We start from the raw sequence: 16390 nt of genomic DNA on the forward strand, positions 1-16390 counted from the left end.
TCGGGTCGTTTTCATTGGATATTTGCGGTAAAATTGCGCCGCTTTTTCTGCCCGCTAGCCAATGGATGACGCTGATGAAAGACTTTCTGATTGCCCCCTCGATCCTTTCCGCCGATTTCGCCCGTCTGGGCGATGATGTTGCCAGGGTGCTGACCGCCGGTGCCGACGTGGTGCATTTCGACGTGATGGACAACCACTATGTCCCCAACCTGACCATAGGCCCCATGGTCTGTCAGGCCCTGCGCGACTATGGCATAGAGGCGCTCATCGATGTGCACCTGATGGTCAAGCCGGTGGATCGCATCGTTCCGGACTTTGCCAAGGCGGGCGCCAATCTGATCACCTTCCACCCGGAAGCGTCCGATCACGTGGATCGCACTCTGGGCCTTATCAAGGAGCAGGGCTGCCAGGCGGGTCTGGTGCTGAACCCGGCGACGCCGCTCACCTGCCTCGAATACGTGATGGACAAGCTGGATGTGATCCTGCTGATGTCGGTCAACCCGGGCTTCGGTGGTCAGAGCTTCATCCCCGGCACCCTCGACAAGCTGCGCCAGGTGCGCCGCCTGATCGATGAGAGTGGCCGTGACATTCGTCTCGAGATCGACGGCGGCGTCAAGGTCGACAACATTCGCGAAATTGCCCAGGCGGGTGCCGACATGTTCGTGGCCGGTTCTGCCATTTTCAGCCAGCCGGACTACAAGGCCGTGATCGACCGGATGCGCGCGGAGCTTGCCCATGTCGAACGCTGAGCGTGATTTTGATCTGGTGCTGTTCGATCTGGACGGCACCCTGATCGACAGCGCCCCTCAACTGGCGCTGGCGGTCAACCGTACCCTCACCGAGCTGGGACTGGCCGAGGCCGACGAGGCCGTGGTGCGTACCTGGGTCGGCAACGGCGCCGACAAGCTGATCCAGCGCGCGCTGGACTATCGCGCGGCGCCCGAGCTGTTTGCCAACGCCCGTCCGCTGTTTGACCGCCACTATCAGGCCTGCCTGCTGGAAGGGCTGGCCATGTATGACGGGGTAGAGCAGAGCCTGCGTCGCCTGCAGGCGCTGGGTTACCAGCAGGGGATCGTGACCAACAAGCCGAGCCACTTCGTGCAGCCGATCCTCGATGCCCTCGGCATCGGCGACTGTTTCGCACTCTGGCTGGGCGGCAACTGCGTGCCCGTCAAGAAGCCGAGCCCGGATCCGCTGCTGCACGCCTGCCACGAGCTGGGCGTCAGCCCGTCGCGCACCCTGATGGTGGGCGACTCCGAGAATGACGTGCTGGCCGCTCAGGCCGCCGGCATGAAGGTGGTGGGACTGACCTACGGCTATAACTATGGCCGCCCCATTGCAGATTCTCGCCCGGACTGGGTATGCGAGCAGTTTGCCCAGCTTGATGCACTCTTGGCCGAATAGGGCCGCTGGGCTGGCCGAATAACAAGGATTAATACTCTCATGACTAAACCTATCGTACTGAGCGGGGCTCAACCGTCGGGTCAGCTGACCATCGGCAACTACCTGGGGGCCCTGCGTCAGTGGGTCAACATGCAGGACGACTTCGACTGCCTCTACTGCATCGTCGACCTGCACGCCATCACCACCCGCCAGGAGCCTGCCGCTCTTCGCAAGGCATGTCTCGATGCCGCCGCCCTCTATCTGGCGGTGGGGATCGATCCGGCCAAGAGCACCGTCTTCATCCAGTCTCACGTGCCACAGCATGCCGAGCTGGGCTGGATCCTGAACTGCTACACCCAGATGGGTGAGCTGTCACGCATGACCCAGTTCAAGGACAAGTCCGCCCGTTTCGAGAACAACGTCAACGTTGGCCTGTTCGGCTATCCGGTGCTGATGGCGGCAGATATCCTGCTCTATCAGGCCAATCAGGTGCCGGTCGGCAACGATCAGAAGCAGCATCTGGAGCTGACTCGCGACATCTGCACCCGTTTCAACAACCTGCACGGTGAGGTGTTCACCCTGCCAGAGCCCTTCATCCCCACCGACGGGGCACGGGTGATGAGCCTGCAGGATCCGACCAAGAAGATGTCCAAGTCCGATGACAACGAGGCCAACTTCATCGGTCTGCTGGAAGATCCCAAGCAGATCGTCAAGAAGATCAAGCGTGCCGTGACCGACTCCGACGAGCCGGCCGTGGTGCGATTCGATCCCCAGAACAAACCGGGTGTTTCCAACCTGCTGACCCTGATGTCCGGGGTGACGGGTCGCTCCATCCCCGAGCTGGAGCTGCACTTCGAAGGCAAGATGTACGGCCACCTCAAGACCGAGACTGCCGAGGCTGTCGTTGCCTTGCTGGAACCCATTCAGGCGCGCTTCCGCGAGCTGCGTCAGGATGAGGCCCATCTGCAAACAATTTTGGCGGCAGGTGCACAAAAGGCACGTGAAAGGGCTGAAAAAACCCTGACCAGCGTATATGATGTAGTCGGCTTCGTTCCTCGAGCCTGACATACTGGGAAGGTGTAGTAGAAGAGAGCTGGGTATTTGCGCCTGGCTTTCTTTGTTTTACCCGTCCTGCTATTCGTGAATTCATCTTCCAATTTCAAACGCGGGCTTCTGCCCCAAGAGTAAGCATGTCTGTCGAATCCAATACCATGATTGAAGAGCTGGGTGACAAGGGTCACTGGCTGCGTAAATTCCGCAAGGCCAAAAACCTCAATACCCTGCAGCTGATGGTTTCCAATGCCATCGACAAATACCACAAGACCCCTGCCATTGCCGCCGCCATCTATCTCGCTGAGTGCCAGCGCGAGCGCGAAATGGAACAAGGTCGTTATCTGGATCGTTGATTAACTTTCCCTGATTACCCCATGCTGTTGCTGATCGATAACTACGACTCCTTTACTTGGAACCTGGTGCAGTATTTTGGCGCCCTGGGACAAGAGGTGGTGGTGAAGCGCAATGACGAGCTGACGCTGGACGCCATAGCCCGGCTCTCCCCACGTTATCTGGTGATCTCCCCCGGCCCCTGCACGCCCAATGAGGCGGGTATTTCCCTCGCGGCTATCTCTCATTTTGCCGGCCAGTTACCCATTCTCGGCGTCTGTCTCGGTCATCAATCTCTGGCCCAGGCCTTCGGTGCCAAGGTGGTGCGTGCCCGTGAGGTGATGCATGGCAAGACGTCGCTTATTCGTCATCAGGGCAAGGGTGTATTTCGCGGTCTGAACGACCCGCTGCGGGTCACCCGTTACCATTCGCTCATCGTGGATCAGGGCACGCTGCCCGACTGTTTCGAGATCACCGCCTGGAGCGAGCACGCAGATGGCTCCTTTGACGAGATCATGGGCCTGCGCCATAAGCAGTTGAATATAGAGGGAGTTCAGTTCCATCCGGAGAGTATTTTGAGCGAGCAGGGCCACCAATTGCTGGCCAATTTTTTAGCAAATTCCTGAATAGTTGTGACCGGTCTCCCAGAATCGAAATGAGGCCAAAAATATTTTTCATGACACTTTATTCACCTCCCTCCCTGTCCAAATTATCTCTTGCCAATACCCCCTGAGCCGTTATGCAATGCGGTTGCCTAAAATCTCACAGGTAATCGAACATTGTTCCCTGTAACTCGCTTTGTTGCAGACTTTTAGCTTTTTTTCTGTGACAATGCCGATGTGTTTACATGGATTTAACTTTTGGGCGGTGGATTATTCTGTCGCCAGATCGAAGGAGAGCAATATGTCAGAGTTGTTGGCAGTGACACGTGAAGTGTTTGATGAAGTGATGGTTCCCAACTATGCGCCCGCCAAGATCATCCCGGTGCGTGGTGAAGGGTCACGTGTCTGGGATCAGGAAGGCCGTGAGTATGTCGATTTTGCCGGCGGGATTGCCGTCAATGGTCTGGGCCATTGCCATCCCAAGCTGGTCGAAGCCCTGAAAACCCAGGGCGAGAAACTGTGGCACCTCTCCAACGTAATGACCAACGAACCGGCCCTGCGCCTGGCCAGGAAGCTGGTCGCCGCCACCTTCGCCGACAAGGTCTATTTCTGCAACTCGGGCGCCGAAGCCAACGAAGCCGCTCTCAAGCTGGCCCGTCGTTATGCCATCGAGAAGTTCGGGGCGCACAAGACCCAGATCATCGCTTTCCATCAGGGTTTCCACGGTCGTACCTTCTTTACCGTCAGCGTTGGTGGCCAGGCCGCCTACTCGGATGGTTTCGGTCCCAAGCCGGCGGATATCACCCATGTGGCCTACAACGATCTGGCGGAGCTGGCTGCGGTCATCTCCGACAATACCTGCGCCGTGGTGATGGAGCCGCTGCAAGGGGAGGGCGGCATCATTCGTCCGACCGACGAGTTCGCCAAGGGCGTGCGTGAGCTGTGCGACAAGCACAATGCCCTGCTGGTCTATGACGAGGTGCAATCCGGGGTCGGCCGTACCGGCGATCTGTTTGCCTATATGGGTTTGGGTGTCACGCCGGACATCCTCACCAGCGCCAAGGCGCTCGGCGGCGGCTTCCCCATCGGCGCCATGCTGACCACCAATGAAATCGCGGCTCACCTGAAAGTGGGTACTCACGGCTCCACCTACGGCGGCAACCCGCTGGCGTGTGCGGTGGCCGAGGCGGTGATCGACGTGGTCAACACCCCGGAAGTGCTCAGCGGCATCAAGCACCGTGAACAGCTGTTCCGCGCCGGGCTCGACGCCATCAATGCCAAGTACCACTGCTTCAGCGAAGTGCGTGGCAAGGGCCTGTTGCTCGGCGCCGTGCTGAACGACGACTACAAGGGCCGTTCCCGTGACTTCCTGCTGGCCTCCATTGATCAGGGGCTGATGGCACTGGTAGCGGGTACCAACGTGGTGCGTTTCGCTCCGTCCCTGGTTATCCCGGAAGCGGACATCAAGGAAGGGCTGGCCCGGTTCGAGAAAGCGGTTGCCCAGGTGGTTAACGCCTGATCCAAATTGAGGTGGGGAGCCCTCCCGGCAGGAGCCGGGACCCCACCTGTCGTCAATGAAAGGGAGTTGTCATTTATGTTGGTTATCCGTCCCATCGAGCAAAAAGATTTTGCCGGTCTCAAGACCTGTGCCATCGAATCCGGCACCGGCATGACCTCGTTGCCCGTCAACGATGAACTGCTGCAGCGCAAGATAGATGCCTCGACCCAGACCTTCTCGGACAAACCGGCGGGTAAGGGTGATTGCCTCTACTTCTTCGTGGCCGAGGATCTGGAGACCGGCGAAATGGTCGGTACCTGTGCCATCGATGCGGCCGTGGGCCTGTCCCAGCCGTTTTACAACTATCACATCGGCAAGGTGGTCCACTCTTCCCCCAAGCTCGGCATCTACAACGTGGTCGAGACGCTCACCCTGTCCAATGACTACACAGGCAATTCCGAACTCTGCACCCTGTTTCTGCGTGAATGCGCCCGCGAGGGGCTCAACGGCCGCCTGCTCTCCAAGCACCGTTTCCTGTTCATGGCCGAGCATCCCGAGTTGTTCGACGATACCGTCTTTGCCGAGATGCGCGGTGTCTCCGATAGCGACGGTCACAGCCCCTTCTACGAGTGGCTGCAAAAGCATTTCTTCTCGATGGATTTTCCCACCGTCGACTATCTCACCGGCATCGGCAAGAAGCGTTTCATCGCCGAGCTGATGCCCAAGTACCCCATCTACGTCAACCTGCTGAGCAACGAGGCCCGGGCCGTCATCGGCCAGACCCACGAGAAGACCCGTCCGGCCATCAAGATGCTGCAGGACGAGGGCTTTGTGAACCGGGGGTATGTCGACATCTTCGATGCCGGCCCCACCGTCGAGTGTGACGTGAAGAATATCCGCAGCGTGCGCCGCAGCCAGAGGCTGCGGGTGCTGGTGGGTGAGCCCATCGGCGGCAAGACCCATCTGGTCTGCAACACCCGCTATGAGCACTACCGCGCCTGCTACGGCAATATCCGGGTCGATCTGGACAAGCATGAGGCCATCATTCCGCCCAAGATGGCGACGGCACTCAAGGTGCAGGATGGCGACATGGTGCGTGCCGTCGATCTCGATTGAGCCGTATTGGCAGTAAAACCGCATATGAAGCAGGCAGCCGAGGCTGCTTGTGAACCACAGGGAGTGAATGGATGAGCCAGTTAGTACAACTGATAGACGGTCAATGGCTTGCCGGTGAAGGCAAGCCGTTCGAGTCAAGGGATCCGGCGAAGAACGAGGTGATCTGGCAAGGGGGCGCCGCCAGCGCCGCCCAGGTGGATGCCGCCGTCAAGGCCGCCCGCAGCGCCTTCTACCATTGGTCTGATATGAGCCTGGAGGCGCGTCTTGCCATAGTGCGCCGTTACGCCGAGCTGCTCGGCGAGCACAAGGAGGCGCTGGCGCTCACCATAGCCCGCGAAACCGGCAAACCGCTGTGGGAGACCCGCACCGAAGTGGCCGCCATGCAGGGCAAGATCGCCATCTCCATCCGCGCCCATGACGAGCGCACCGGCACGGTCGAAAACCCCATGCCGGGCGCCAAGGCGTTCGTGCGCCACAAGCCCCACGGCGTGGTCGCCGTGTTCGGCCCCTACAACTTCCCGGGCCATCTGCCGAACGGTCACATAGTGCCTGCGCTGATCGCAGGCAATGCCGTGGTGTTCAAGCCTTCCGAACTGACCCCCATGGTGGCCGAGGCCATGCTGAAGATCTGGCAGGAGGCGGGGCTGCCCAAGGGCGTGCTCAACCTGGTGCAGGGCGAGGTGGAAACCGGCAAGGCGCTGGCGGGCAACCCGGATATCGACGGTCTCTTCTTCACCGGCTCGTCCCGTACCGGCCACTTCCTGCACCAGCAGTTTGCCGGTCAGCCCGGCAAGATCCTGGCGCTGGAGATGGGCGGCAACAACCCGCTCATCGTCAAGGATGTGAGCGACATCGACGGCGCAGTTCACGCCATAGTCCAGTCCGCCTTCATCACCTCCGGTCAGCGCTGCACCTGCTCGCGCCGTCTGTTTGTCGAGCGCGGCGCCCGGGGCGATGCCCTGGTCAAGCGTCTGGTGGAGGTGGTCGGCCAGATCAAGGTCGGCCTCTATGACGCCGCCGAACAACCCTTTATGGGCGCCATGATCAGCGAGCGAGCTGCGCTCGGCATGGTCGAGGCGCAAGCCAAGCTGCAAGGGCTGGGTGGCGAGAGCCTGCTCACCCTCAAGCACCTGGAAGCGGGCACCGGCTTCGTCTCCCCGGGCATCATAGATGTCACTGCTGTGAGCGCGCTGCCGGACGAAGAGTATTTCGGCCCGCTGCTGCAGCTCATTCGTTACGACGATTTCGATGCCGCCATCGACCAGGGCAACGCCACCAGCTTCGGCCTCTCGGCCGGCCTGCTGGGTGACAGCGAGGCGGACTGGCAGCACTTCTTCAAGCGGATCCGCGCCGGCATCGTGAACTGGAACAAGCCCATCACCGGCGCCTCCAGCGCCGCGCCGTTCGGCGGCATAGGTGCCTCCGGCAACCACAGGGCTAGCGCCTACTACGCCGCCGACTACTGTGCGTACCCGGTGGCTTCCGTCGAAGACAGCAAAGCCGCCATGCCGGATCAGCTGTCCCCCGGCCTGACGTTCTAAGCAAGACAAAGGCGGGCGCTTTCTGCGTTGGAGCCAGCGCCTGACCACGACAATAAAAGGGGCACTGAACAGGTGCCCTTGTCTGTACCCGCAATCAAAGGAAAGAGAGATGCAAAAGGATATCGACACCCTGTTCGGTCACTTGTGGGATAACTACATTCAAGTCACCCCGAGTGCCCTCAAGGTCCACACCCTGCTGGGTGGCGGCGAGCCCATCGTCAACGATCACGTGGCGTTTCGCACCTACAACCTGCCCAAGCTGGGGCTGGAGAAGCTGGCCGCCCACTTCCTGGCGCTCGGTTACGAGCAGAAGGGCGAGTACGTGTTCAAGGCCAAGAAGCTCTACGCCAAGCACTTCGAGCATAAAGATCCGGATGCCCCCAAGGTGTTCATCAGCGAGCTGAAGGTGGAAGAACTCTCCGAGGCTGCCCAGGCCATCATTCACAAGCTGGCGGATCAGGTACCCGATCACCTGACCGATACCCAGGCATTCCTCTACACGGGCGCCCCCTGGCAGGTCTCCTGGGATGATTACCAGACCCTGCTGGCGGAGAGTGAGTATGCAGCCTGGATGGCGGCTTGGGGTTATCGTGCCAACCACTTCACGGTCAACATCAATCGCCTCAAGCAGTTCGATACCATCCAACAGGTCAACGCCGCCCTCAAGGCGGCCGGCTTCGTGCTCAACACCGTGGGGGGCGAGGTGAAAGGGGACCCGCAGGTGATGCTGGAGCAATCCTCCACCATGGCCGACAAGGCGGACGTGGCCTTCACCGACGGCGTGCGTACCATCCCGAGCTGCTTCTACGAGTTCGCCCTGCGCTACCCGCAGGCCGACGGCGTGCTCTACCGGGGCTTCGTCGAAGCCTCGGCCGACAAGATCTTCGAATCTACCAACGCCATGTAACGGCGATGGCTGGCAAAACGCCCCGCGAGGGGCGTTTTTTTATGGATTTTACGCAGGCCAGATGCCCCTTTACCCGCCTTGGCCCTGTGCTCCCGGGTTTTTCGCTGGCATGAAACTGCCCGCTTGAGCGGACCATCGCGCCCTCTGGCGGTGGATATCACACCTTGTGCGGAGTCATGTCATGAAGATCGTTCGGCCTGTTTGAGGCTGCGCTGGTTACCCATTCGGGGTGAGCCAGTTTGCAACCGCTGATGTAGAGTGGGGGTCCAACCCTTCGGAGCCCGCTATGTTTCGCTATCACTTCTTCAAACAAGGCCAGTCATTTACCTATCTCGATACCTGGGCGGTCGGTTATGGCGATGAGCGTCGCCAACTGGTCGAGCAGGGGTTTGTGACTGTCGTTGCCCCCTCTTTTGCCGATACCCCGTCCGAGACGCTGACGCTGTTGCAGGATCATGAGGCGCTGGAAGAGGAGTGCAGGGCGCACAATCCGTGGTATACCGTCACCGGCATTCTTGGCCAGCTGGGGGTGAGCTGATGGCCCCGTCTGGCAAGGGGGTTGGCGTTGTCACGCTGCTGCGCTGGTCCGTCTTGAAAGGGCCACTTTGTCGCGGCCTGTTCAGCGTCCTGTTTATCTATCTGGCGTCCCTGCCAGCGGATCTCTATTTCACTTTCCATTGGGAGATGGCCCTGGGCCTCTTCCTGCTCGCCTTCCTTGGCGGACTTTGGCAGCAGTGGCGAATGTTTCGCTAACCCGGTCTCACACCCGTTGCAGCGCACCTTCGGTGGCCAGCAAGGTGGTCATGCCGCCGGCCTTGCCTGCCTCAATGCCGATCTGGGTATCTTCGAACACCAGGCAGTTGGCGGGATTGGCACCGAGCAGCTCGGCCACCTTCAGGAAGGTGTCCGGGTGGGGCTTGTGGTTGTCGATATCATCGGCACTGACCAGCACCGAGATATAGGCATCCAGGCCGGTATTTTTCAAAATGCGCTGTGCATGATCCCGCGATGAGCCCGTGCCTATGCCCATGGGTACCTTGCCGTGGCAGCGCTTGACCAGCTCCCACATGGAGGGGAAGACGCTGACCTTGTCGATATGTGCCAGATAGAGAGCCACCTTGCGCCGGGTGAAGGCATCCACATCGATATCCAGCCCGTGCTGCTCAGCCAGGATGGTGACTATCTTGCGGGTGGGTATGCCGCCGTATTCATTGAGCTGCGCCCGATTGAACGGCAGACCGAATTCGGCGCTGGTTGCCTCCCAGGCATCCAGATGCAGGGGCATGGAGTTCACCAGGGTGCCGTCCATATCGAAAATCAGGGCGTCGTATTGATCAAACCGGAACTGCTCGGACATGGGTCTGCTTCCTCTTGAGCCAAAAGTTCACACTACCAGATCCACCGGGCATGTGCCGCGACCTTCGTCATGGTTGCACGCTGGCGGCGCCATGGCAGTGGTTTTGGCCATCGGTTGATGATTTATGAGACAATAATAAGCTCTGTGCCGCAGATTCTGGCATTTCAAATTAGCGAGCCCATATATGTCCCCAAAAACCATTTTCTCAAGCGTGGCCCTGGTGATCGCCCTGGGTTCACTGGAAAAGAGCATAGTCACCACCCCGCTGCCCATCATAGGCGCCGAGCTGAACGCCGGTGCCGCCCTCACCTGGGTAGTCACCGCCTACCTGCTGGCGGCCACCGCCGCCCTGCCCATCTACGGCAAGCTGAGCGACATGTTCGGCCGGGTGCGCATGCTCAACATCGGCATCGGCCTGTTTCTGGCCGGATCCGTGGCCTGCGGTCTGGCTCAGGATCTGCCGACCCTGCTGGCGGCCCGGGTGCTGCAAGGGTTGGGGGGAGGCGGCCTGATTGCGCTCGCCTTCACCGTCATCGCCGACAGCATACCGCCGCGGGAGGTGGGCAAGTATCAGGGTTATATTTCGGCCGTCTATGCGGTCTCCAGCATCGCCGGCCCCCTGCTCGGCGGCTACTTCACCGAGCAGCTGAGCTGGCGCTGGATCTTCTGGATCAACCTGCCGCTCGGGGCGCTTGCGCTCTGGCTGGTGAACCGCAACCTGGGCCACCTCAATGTGCGCCGCCACAGTCGTTTCGACTGGAAGGGGGCCGCGCTGCTCATTACCGTCACCACGCTGAGCCTGTTGCTGCTCTCGCCGGAGACTGCCCTGCCCGCCATCTGGCTGGCGGTGGGGTTGGCGATAGCCCTGCTGCTGCTTATTCTGGTGGAGCGGCGTGCCCACGATCCCATACTGCCCGCCCATCTGGCCCGGCTGCCCGGTTATCTGGTGAGCGTACTGCTGGCGCTGGCCTCGCAACTGCTGATGTTCGCTGTGCTGGTCTATCTGCCGCTGCAGATGCAGTGGCAGAAGGGGATGGGAGCCAGCGAGAGCGGTCTCTACATGGTGATCTTCATGGTCTGCATCACAGCGGGAGCCTTCGTCGGCGGCAAGCTGATCGGCCGCACCGGTTACTACAAACGCTTCGTGGTGGTAGGTTTTGCCTTGGCGGCGCTGGCGCTGTGGCAGATCCACTTCGATGTTTGGGCCAATCTGGGGCTGGGCTTCGCCGGTCTGGGGCTGGGCCTGGTGCTGCCGGCGCTCTCTGTGGTGGTGCAAAACGCCCTGCCACGGGAGGATCGCGGTATCGGCATGTCGCTGTTCAACTTCGGCCGTGAGCTGGGGGGCGCGGTCGGGGTCGCCATCTGCTCCGTGCTGTTCCATGCCGCCCTGCCAGCGGGCACCAGCCACAATCTGGCCAGCCTGAGCCCGGCCGAGCTGGCTCCCGGTTTCAGTGCCACCTATATCGGCATGGCGCTGATCGCCACCGCCGCTTTCCTCATCACGCTGCTGGCGTTGAAGCGGCACGAGCTGGCCAGCATCCACGCCTGAGCAACCGTCGACATGCAATAGCAAGAGGGCTCCCTGCGGGGAGCCCTCTTTGTTATCCGGTGCCACCGGCCGGCCCGTTGCACTGATGGGCGTGTGCCCAGAGCGCACACCTGCCGGGATCACATGGCGGGTTTTACGGGGCACAGCAGAGCAATGGCGCTGCCGAACAGCAGCATGGCCAGGGCGGCCATGGCAAAGGCGATGGACAACATGCCGGCACTGGCCAGACCGGTGAGCACCCGGCTTGCCAGTCCCCATTCAAAGCTTTCCACCAGGCCCGTGACGACAGAGGCGGCGCCAAACAGCAGGGTGGCAGGCAGCATCATCTTCATTCGGCCCAGACGATCCGAGAGGGTACCCAGCATAAGCTCATCGGCCCCCACCAGAAATGCAATCAAGAACAGCAATATTTTCAATAACATATCTTCTACCTTAACCATGCTCAATGTGGTCGGCGGCGGTGAGGGACGAGGTCTCCACCACCCGATCTGGCCAGTGGGCGACGAACTCCCGTTCGTGGCAAACCAGCACCACAGTGCCTGGATAGCCCTGCAAGGCCTGCTTCAGGGCCGCTTTGACGTCGGCATCCAGGTGCGTGGTCGGTTCATCCAGCACCAGCAGGTTGCTGGGTTGCAGGGCCAGTCGGCACAGTTTCACTCTGGTCTGCTCGCCGCCACTGAGGGAGGCAATCGGCTGCACGGCCTGCTTTCCCGTGATGCCAAACCGCGCCAGATGCTGCCGGGCCACCTTGTCATCCACGCCCGGGCACACAGCTTTCACCAGATTGACAGGTGTGGCATCCGGGTCGTGCCAGCACAGCGCCTGCTCGAAATAACCGAGCTTGAGCGCCGGTGACAGGGCGAGCTGACCGGCCAGCGCGGGCAGTTCACCCACCAGGGTTTTCAGCAGGGTGGATTTGCCTATGCCGTTGAAACCGGCAATCACCAGCTTGTCGCCACGGCTCAGGGTCAGCGAGATGGGCGCCAACAGGGGGCCTTGATAGCCAATGACCAGCTCAGTGGCGGCGAGCAGCTGCTGGCCACTGTGCGGGGCCGAGCGAAACGAGAAGGAGAGGGACTTCTCCTGCTCCGGTGCGGCCAGCCTGTCTATGCGTGCCAGCTGCTTCTTGCGGCCATTGGCGATGCTGGCATTGACCCCGGCCCCGTTTTTGTCGATGAACCGTTCCAGCTTGTCGATATGTCGCTGCTGCGCCAGATATTGCCTCCCGTGGGCGGCATCCTCGCTGGCTTTCTGGGCCATGGCCTTGTCGACATTGCCCTTGAATTTGCGGATTTGCTGCCGGTCTATGTCGCAAATGGCCGTGGCAATCCGGTTCAGGAAGGCCTGGTCGTGGGAGACCAGCATAAAGGCTCCCTTGAAGCCGCTCAGATAGTTCGCCAGCCAGTCGAGGTGACGGGTATCCAGATAATTGGTCGGCTCGTCCAGCAGCAGGACATCCGGCGCGAGCAACAGCAGGCGGGCCAGCATGACCTTGTGCCTTTGTCCGCCGCTCAATTCCCCCAGCCGGGTATGCATGCCCAATGGCGTGATCCCCAGGCCATCAGCCACCGCATCGATGCGGCTGTCAATCTGATAAAACGACCGGCTTTCCAGGCTGGCCTGCAGGGTGGCGGCGCGTGCCAGATGGCGGGCTTGGACACGTTTCGCCGGGCAGGCGTAGATGGCCATCATCTCGGCCTCCTGCCGGTAGAGATCCGCAAAGGCGGATTGCAGCTGATCGCGCACCCTGGTCTGCGGATCCATCTCGCCATGCTGATCCAGATAACCGAGGCGCACTGCGGGCTGCCAGAGGATATCGCCCCCGTCGGGCAACAGCTCCGCCTGCAGCAGTTTCAGCAAGGTGCTTTTACCTGCCCCGTTTTTTCCCGTGACGCCGATATGCTCGCCGGCGAAGAGGGTGAAATTGGCCTGCTGGTAGAGGGTCTTGTCACCCATGTGACAAGTCAGGTTTTGAATGGTGAGTAAACTCATGATGCTACATCCATAAAAAAACGGGGGGCGGTACTTGGCGTACCGGCCCCCCGTTTCAAGCAATATTGAAACTTTGTCCTGAATATCAGAAACAAAAAGGCCGGCGATGAAGCATCTCGCCGGCCTGAGTCTCCTGTTTTCATCAGATGCGGGGTCGCCTCCCTGTGAGAGGGCATGCACGCAGCTGATGAAGATTCAGAAGAGGAATGGCTCCGGGCAACACTTCATCGTGTCAGTGCACGGAGCACAGCCTCCTGACAGAGCATTTGAACAGGATGTACAACATGGAAAAGCGGTCCAACAAAAATTCTGCTCGCAAAGTACGCATGTTTCTGGCGTCAGTCAACCGGATGCCCTGCAATGAGCTCGATGCTCAACCCGCATATATCCCCCCTGGCGCTATCAACAGGCACCTGATTTTCACCCGCGCCTCCTCGGTTTACGGCTCGTACAGCCAGACGGCGGCCTGATAGGGAGCGAAGGTGGTCGTGGGCACATCCGGGTAGTTGCCTATTAGCAGGGTGGCACTTTCTTCCACCTGGTCAAAGTGCGGCATGACCAAGGGACGCTCTGTGAGGTTGGCGAGCAGCAGCAGGGTGTGCCGCTCTCCGCTTGCCGGATCCTGCCAGCGGCGGCGGTAGCTGATGCGCTGCGGATCGTCACCATCGAGCAGCTCGAAGTCGCCATGGCGAATGACGGGGTGGGCTTTGCGCAGGGCGATCAGCTGGCGGTAGCAGTGAAACAGGGAATCGGGGCGGGCCAGCTGCTCGGCGGCATTTATCTCGAGGTGGTTGGTGTTGAGCACAATCCAGGGCGTGGCGGTGCTAAAGCCTGCGTGATGGCCGGCATCCCACTGCATCGGGGTGCGGGCGTTGTCGCGGCCGATGGCATCGAGCCGGCGGGCGAGCTCGGCAGGATCCAGCCCCGCCTGGCTGGCACTGTAGTGGATCGCTTCCACGTCGCGCAGCTCATCGGTTTGCCAGTGACGGTTGGTCATGCCCAGCTCCTCTCCCTGATAGATGAAAGGGGTGCCCTGCATCAGGTGCAGCACCATGGCCCACAGCTTGGCGCTGGTTTCGCGCCACTTCGGGCTGTCGTTGCCAAAGCGGGAGACGGCGCGGGGCAGGTCGTGGTTGCCGAGAAACAGGCTGTTCCAGCCCCGGTCGTGCAGCCCCTGCTGGTGGCGGGCCATGGCCCGCTTGAAGGCGAGAGGGTCAAAATGCGATGACCACTTGTCCTGCCCCAGCCCCAGATGTTCGAAGTTGAACACCATGCTGAACTCGCTGCCATTCGGGTTCGAATAGTGCTGCATGTGGGCGAGATCCGCTCCCCAGGTTTCACCGACCGTGATGATCCCCTTGTTGCCGAAGCTGGCGTGGTTGAGCTCGCGGATATAGTCGTGCAGGCGCGGGCCGTTGCTCATGGCAAGGGGCGACCACTCCTTGCTCACCATGTCGATCACATCGAAGCGAAATCCTTTGATTCCTTTGCCCAGCCAGAAGTTGATCACCTGCGCCATTTCGGCCCGCACCGCCGGGTTGTCCCAGTCCAGATCGGCCTGGCTTATGTCGAAGTTGTGCAGATAGTAGAGATCGAGCTGCGGTACGTATTGCCAGCCGCTGCCGCCGAAGATGGACTGCACCGGGTGGGCGTCGACGAAGGCCCGGTCCCGGAATACGTAATAGGCCTGATAGCGGGGATCCCCCGCCAGCGCCTCTACAAACCACTCATGCTCGGTGGAGGTGTGGTTGGCGACGATATCCATCATGATGCCGATGCCGATGCCGATGCCGTGAGCGGCCGCGTCGGCTATTAGCTGTTCCATCTCGGCCAGGGTGCCGAAGGCGGGGTCGATGGCGCGGTAGTCAGCCACGTCATAGCCGTTGTCACGCTTGGGGGAGCGATAGATGGGAGTGAGCCAGAGCATATCGACCCCCAGGGTGGCCAGATAACCGAGGCGCTGGCGGATGCCGTTGATGTCGCCCATGCCATCGCCATCGCTGTCCTGAAAGCTCATGGGATAGATCTGGTAGATGACGCACTGGTCGAGGTGGAGCGGGTCTCTGTTCATCAGCTGGGCCGGTTGGGGGAAGCGATGTTTTATCTTACGCAGATGCGCGGGTACTCGACAGGGTGAGGGAAGGTTTGAAAAGGGTTCCATAGTTGGCTGATTGCCAAAAGTGAGGGGAGGGTCACAGCGCCGCCATCCTGTGCCGGGACAGGGATGGCGGCGCCTTGGTGCAAGATGTTTGGACGTGTTATTGGGCAGCCCTGGCCGGTTCGCCGTGCTGCTCCTGCTGGCGTTCCGCTTGCGCCTCCAGCTCCTTGCCGAGGAAGTAGTTCAGGAAGGTACGGATCACCGCAATGATGGCGAGGCGGATCAGCTCCTCCTTGCTTGGCGCGACTGTGGTGGCCAGTATGTCGGCGGCGAGCTGGAACTCCAGCGCCAGAATGAGCCAGCTGCCGAAACAGAGGCGGATGCGGGGGAAACCGGGGGCGTGATCCCGGATTCGTGCCGCCAGCCAGAGCGTTTTGCCAAGCCCTATCACCACGCAGGCGATGGAGATGATCTCCAGCAGCAGCTGGAACAGCTCGACCCCGTGCATCATGCCCTCTTTCAGGCTTGCTATCTCAAACACGTTCGGCTTCTCCACGGTTCAAAAGGAATACTATTAACATATTGCTCGGCCAGGGCCAAATCCGGACCGGGCCATCCATCAGGCGATCAGTTTGAATTCAATCACATAGAGCGGCGGCAGTTCGGGATAGATATCCCTGATCACCTGCTTGAGTTCGGCGAGGGTCATGTTCTCCTGGCGGGCGTGCTCGTCGCTCAGTTCATCGAAGGCGACCGCATTGACCGACAGCACTTCTATGACGCCGAACGGCTGGTGTTCCGGGTTGGTGAACAGGGCGAGGCGCTGGCCGGGTTGCCATTGGGCTTCGCTCTCGTCGCGGATGGTGATGGTCTTGCGGCCAGCCTGAATATCGGCCACGAAACGGCTGAAAAAAGTTAACTCGGGGTAGGTATGGATAGACATGGATGCTCCGATAGGGGTGAA

The 16390-nt window shown here is 60.6% G+C and carries 17 protein-coding genes and 1 pseudogene; 12 read left to right on the top strand and 6 right to left on the bottom strand.

Annotated features, from left to right (window positions below; translation table 11 throughout):
* Window positions 1–74 precede the first annotated feature (74 nt).
* From rpe to ACW5XD_RS06405, 11 genes are all read left to right on the top strand, one after another.
* Window positions 75–749, top strand: a complete 675-nt coding sequence (gene rpe, locus ACW5XD_RS06355; protein ID WP_108536660.1) for a ribulose-phosphate 3-epimerase — start codon at window positions 75–77, stop codon at window positions 747–749.
* A complete protein-coding gene (locus ACW5XD_RS06360) occupies window positions 736–1404 on the top strand; it encodes a phosphoglycolate phosphatase (RefSeq protein WP_456494152.1) in 669 nt (222 codons plus the stop codon). Before rpe ends, ACW5XD_RS06360 begins: the two co-directional genes overlap by 14 nt.
* Window positions 1405–1443: 39 nt before the next feature.
* The gene (gene trpS, locus ACW5XD_RS06365; RefSeq protein WP_456494153.1) at window positions 1444–2448 is read left to right on the top strand and encodes a tryptophan--tRNA ligase; all 1005 of its coding nucleotides are present in this window, start codon (window positions 1444–1446) and stop codon (window positions 2446–2448) included.
* 125 nt (window positions 2449–2573) lie between these two features.
* Complete coding sequence (locus ACW5XD_RS06370) at window positions 2574–2789, top strand: hypothetical protein (RefSeq protein WP_042867714.1); 216 nt, start codon at window positions 2574–2576, stop codon at window positions 2787–2789.
* Window positions 2790–2810: 21 nt separating this feature from the next.
* Window positions 2811–3392, top strand: coding sequence for an aminodeoxychorismate synthase component II (locus ACW5XD_RS06375; protein ID WP_456494154.1), 582 nt, complete (start codon window positions 2811–2813; stop codon window positions 3390–3392).
* A 277-nt stretch (window positions 3393–3669) separates the two neighbouring features.
* The gene (locus tag ACW5XD_RS06380) at window positions 3670–4887 is read left to right on the top strand and encodes an aspartate aminotransferase family protein (protein WP_456494155.1); all 1218 of its coding nucleotides are present in this window, start codon (window positions 3670–3672) and stop codon (window positions 4885–4887) included.
* 75 nt (window positions 4888–4962) lie between these two features.
* Entirely contained in the window at window positions 4963–5982 is a 1020-nt protein-coding gene (astA, locus tag ACW5XD_RS06385) for an arginine N-succinyltransferase (RefSeq protein ID WP_456494156.1), read from the top strand.
* A gap of 71 nt (window positions 5983–6053) precedes the next feature.
* A complete protein-coding gene (astD, locus tag ACW5XD_RS06390) occupies window positions 6054–7523 on the top strand; it encodes a succinylglutamate-semialdehyde dehydrogenase (RefSeq protein WP_456494157.1) in 1470 nt (489 codons plus the stop codon).
* 109 nt (window positions 7524–7632) lie between these two features.
* On the top strand, window positions 7633–8430 hold the full coding sequence (locus ACW5XD_RS06395; RefSeq protein ID WP_456494158.1) for a 2-oxoadipate dioxygenase/decarboxylase family protein: 798 nt from the start codon (window positions 7633–7635) through the stop codon (window positions 8428–8430).
* Window positions 8431–8716: 286 nt separating this feature from the next.
* Complete coding sequence (locus ACW5XD_RS06400) at window positions 8717–8968, top strand: hypothetical protein (protein WP_456494159.1); 252 nt, start codon at window positions 8717–8719, stop codon at window positions 8966–8968.
* Entirely contained in the window at window positions 8968–9183 is a 216-nt protein-coding gene (locus tag ACW5XD_RS06405) for a hypothetical protein (RefSeq protein ID WP_456494160.1), read from the top strand. The genes ACW5XD_RS06400 and ACW5XD_RS06405 overlap by 1 nt, the downstream gene beginning before the upstream one ends.
* A gap of 7 nt (window positions 9184–9190) precedes the next feature.
* On the opposite strand, the gene ACW5XD_RS06410 is transcribed toward ACW5XD_RS06405, so the two are convergent.
* Window positions 9191–9787: an HAD family hydrolase gene (locus ACW5XD_RS06410; RefSeq protein ID WP_456494161.1), complete on the bottom strand. Its 597-nt coding sequence runs from the start codon at window positions 9785–9787 to the stop codon at window positions 9191–9193.
* A 184-nt stretch (window positions 9788–9971) separates the two neighbouring features.
* Between ACW5XD_RS06410 and ACW5XD_RS06415 the strand changes: the two genes are divergently transcribed.
* On the top strand, window positions 9972–11336 hold the full coding sequence (locus ACW5XD_RS06415) for an MDR family MFS transporter (protein WP_456494162.1): 1365 nt from the start codon (window positions 9972–9974) through the stop codon (window positions 11334–11336).
* A 182-nt stretch (window positions 11337–11518) separates the two neighbouring features.
* Here the strand turns inward: ACW5XD_RS06415 and ACW5XD_RS06420 are convergent.
* The 5 genes and pseudogenes from ACW5XD_RS06420 to yqfB form a co-directional block, all read right to left on the bottom strand.
* Window positions 11519–11758, bottom strand: a pseudogene (locus ACW5XD_RS06420) (MFS transporter); the annotation flags it as partial.
* Window positions 11759–11768: 10 nt separating this feature from the next.
* Complete coding sequence (locus tag ACW5XD_RS06425; protein ID WP_456494163.1) at window positions 11769–13328, bottom strand: ABC-F family ATP-binding cassette domain-containing protein; 1560 nt, start codon at window positions 13326–13328, stop codon at window positions 11769–11771.
* 439 nt (window positions 13329–13767) lie between these two features.
* A complete protein-coding gene (locus ACW5XD_RS06430; RefSeq protein ID WP_456494164.1) occupies window positions 13768–15399 on the bottom strand; it encodes an alpha-glucosidase in 1632 nt (543 codons plus the stop codon).
* Window positions 15400–15586: 187 nt separating this feature from the next.
* Window positions 15587–15967 (bottom strand): DUF1622 domain-containing protein, encoded by a 381-nt coding sequence (locus ACW5XD_RS06435; protein WP_456494165.1) that lies wholly within the window; start codon window positions 15965–15967, stop codon window positions 15587–15589.
* Between the two features lie 78 nt (window positions 15968–16045).
* Window positions 16046–16369 (bottom strand): N(4)-acetylcytidine aminohydrolase, encoded by a 324-nt coding sequence (gene yqfB, locus ACW5XD_RS06440; RefSeq protein ID WP_456494166.1) that lies wholly within the window; start codon window positions 16367–16369, stop codon window positions 16046–16048.
* Between the last annotated feature and the right edge of the window lie 21 nt (window positions 16370–16390).

The organism is Aeromonas enterica, from assembly GCF_054052465.1.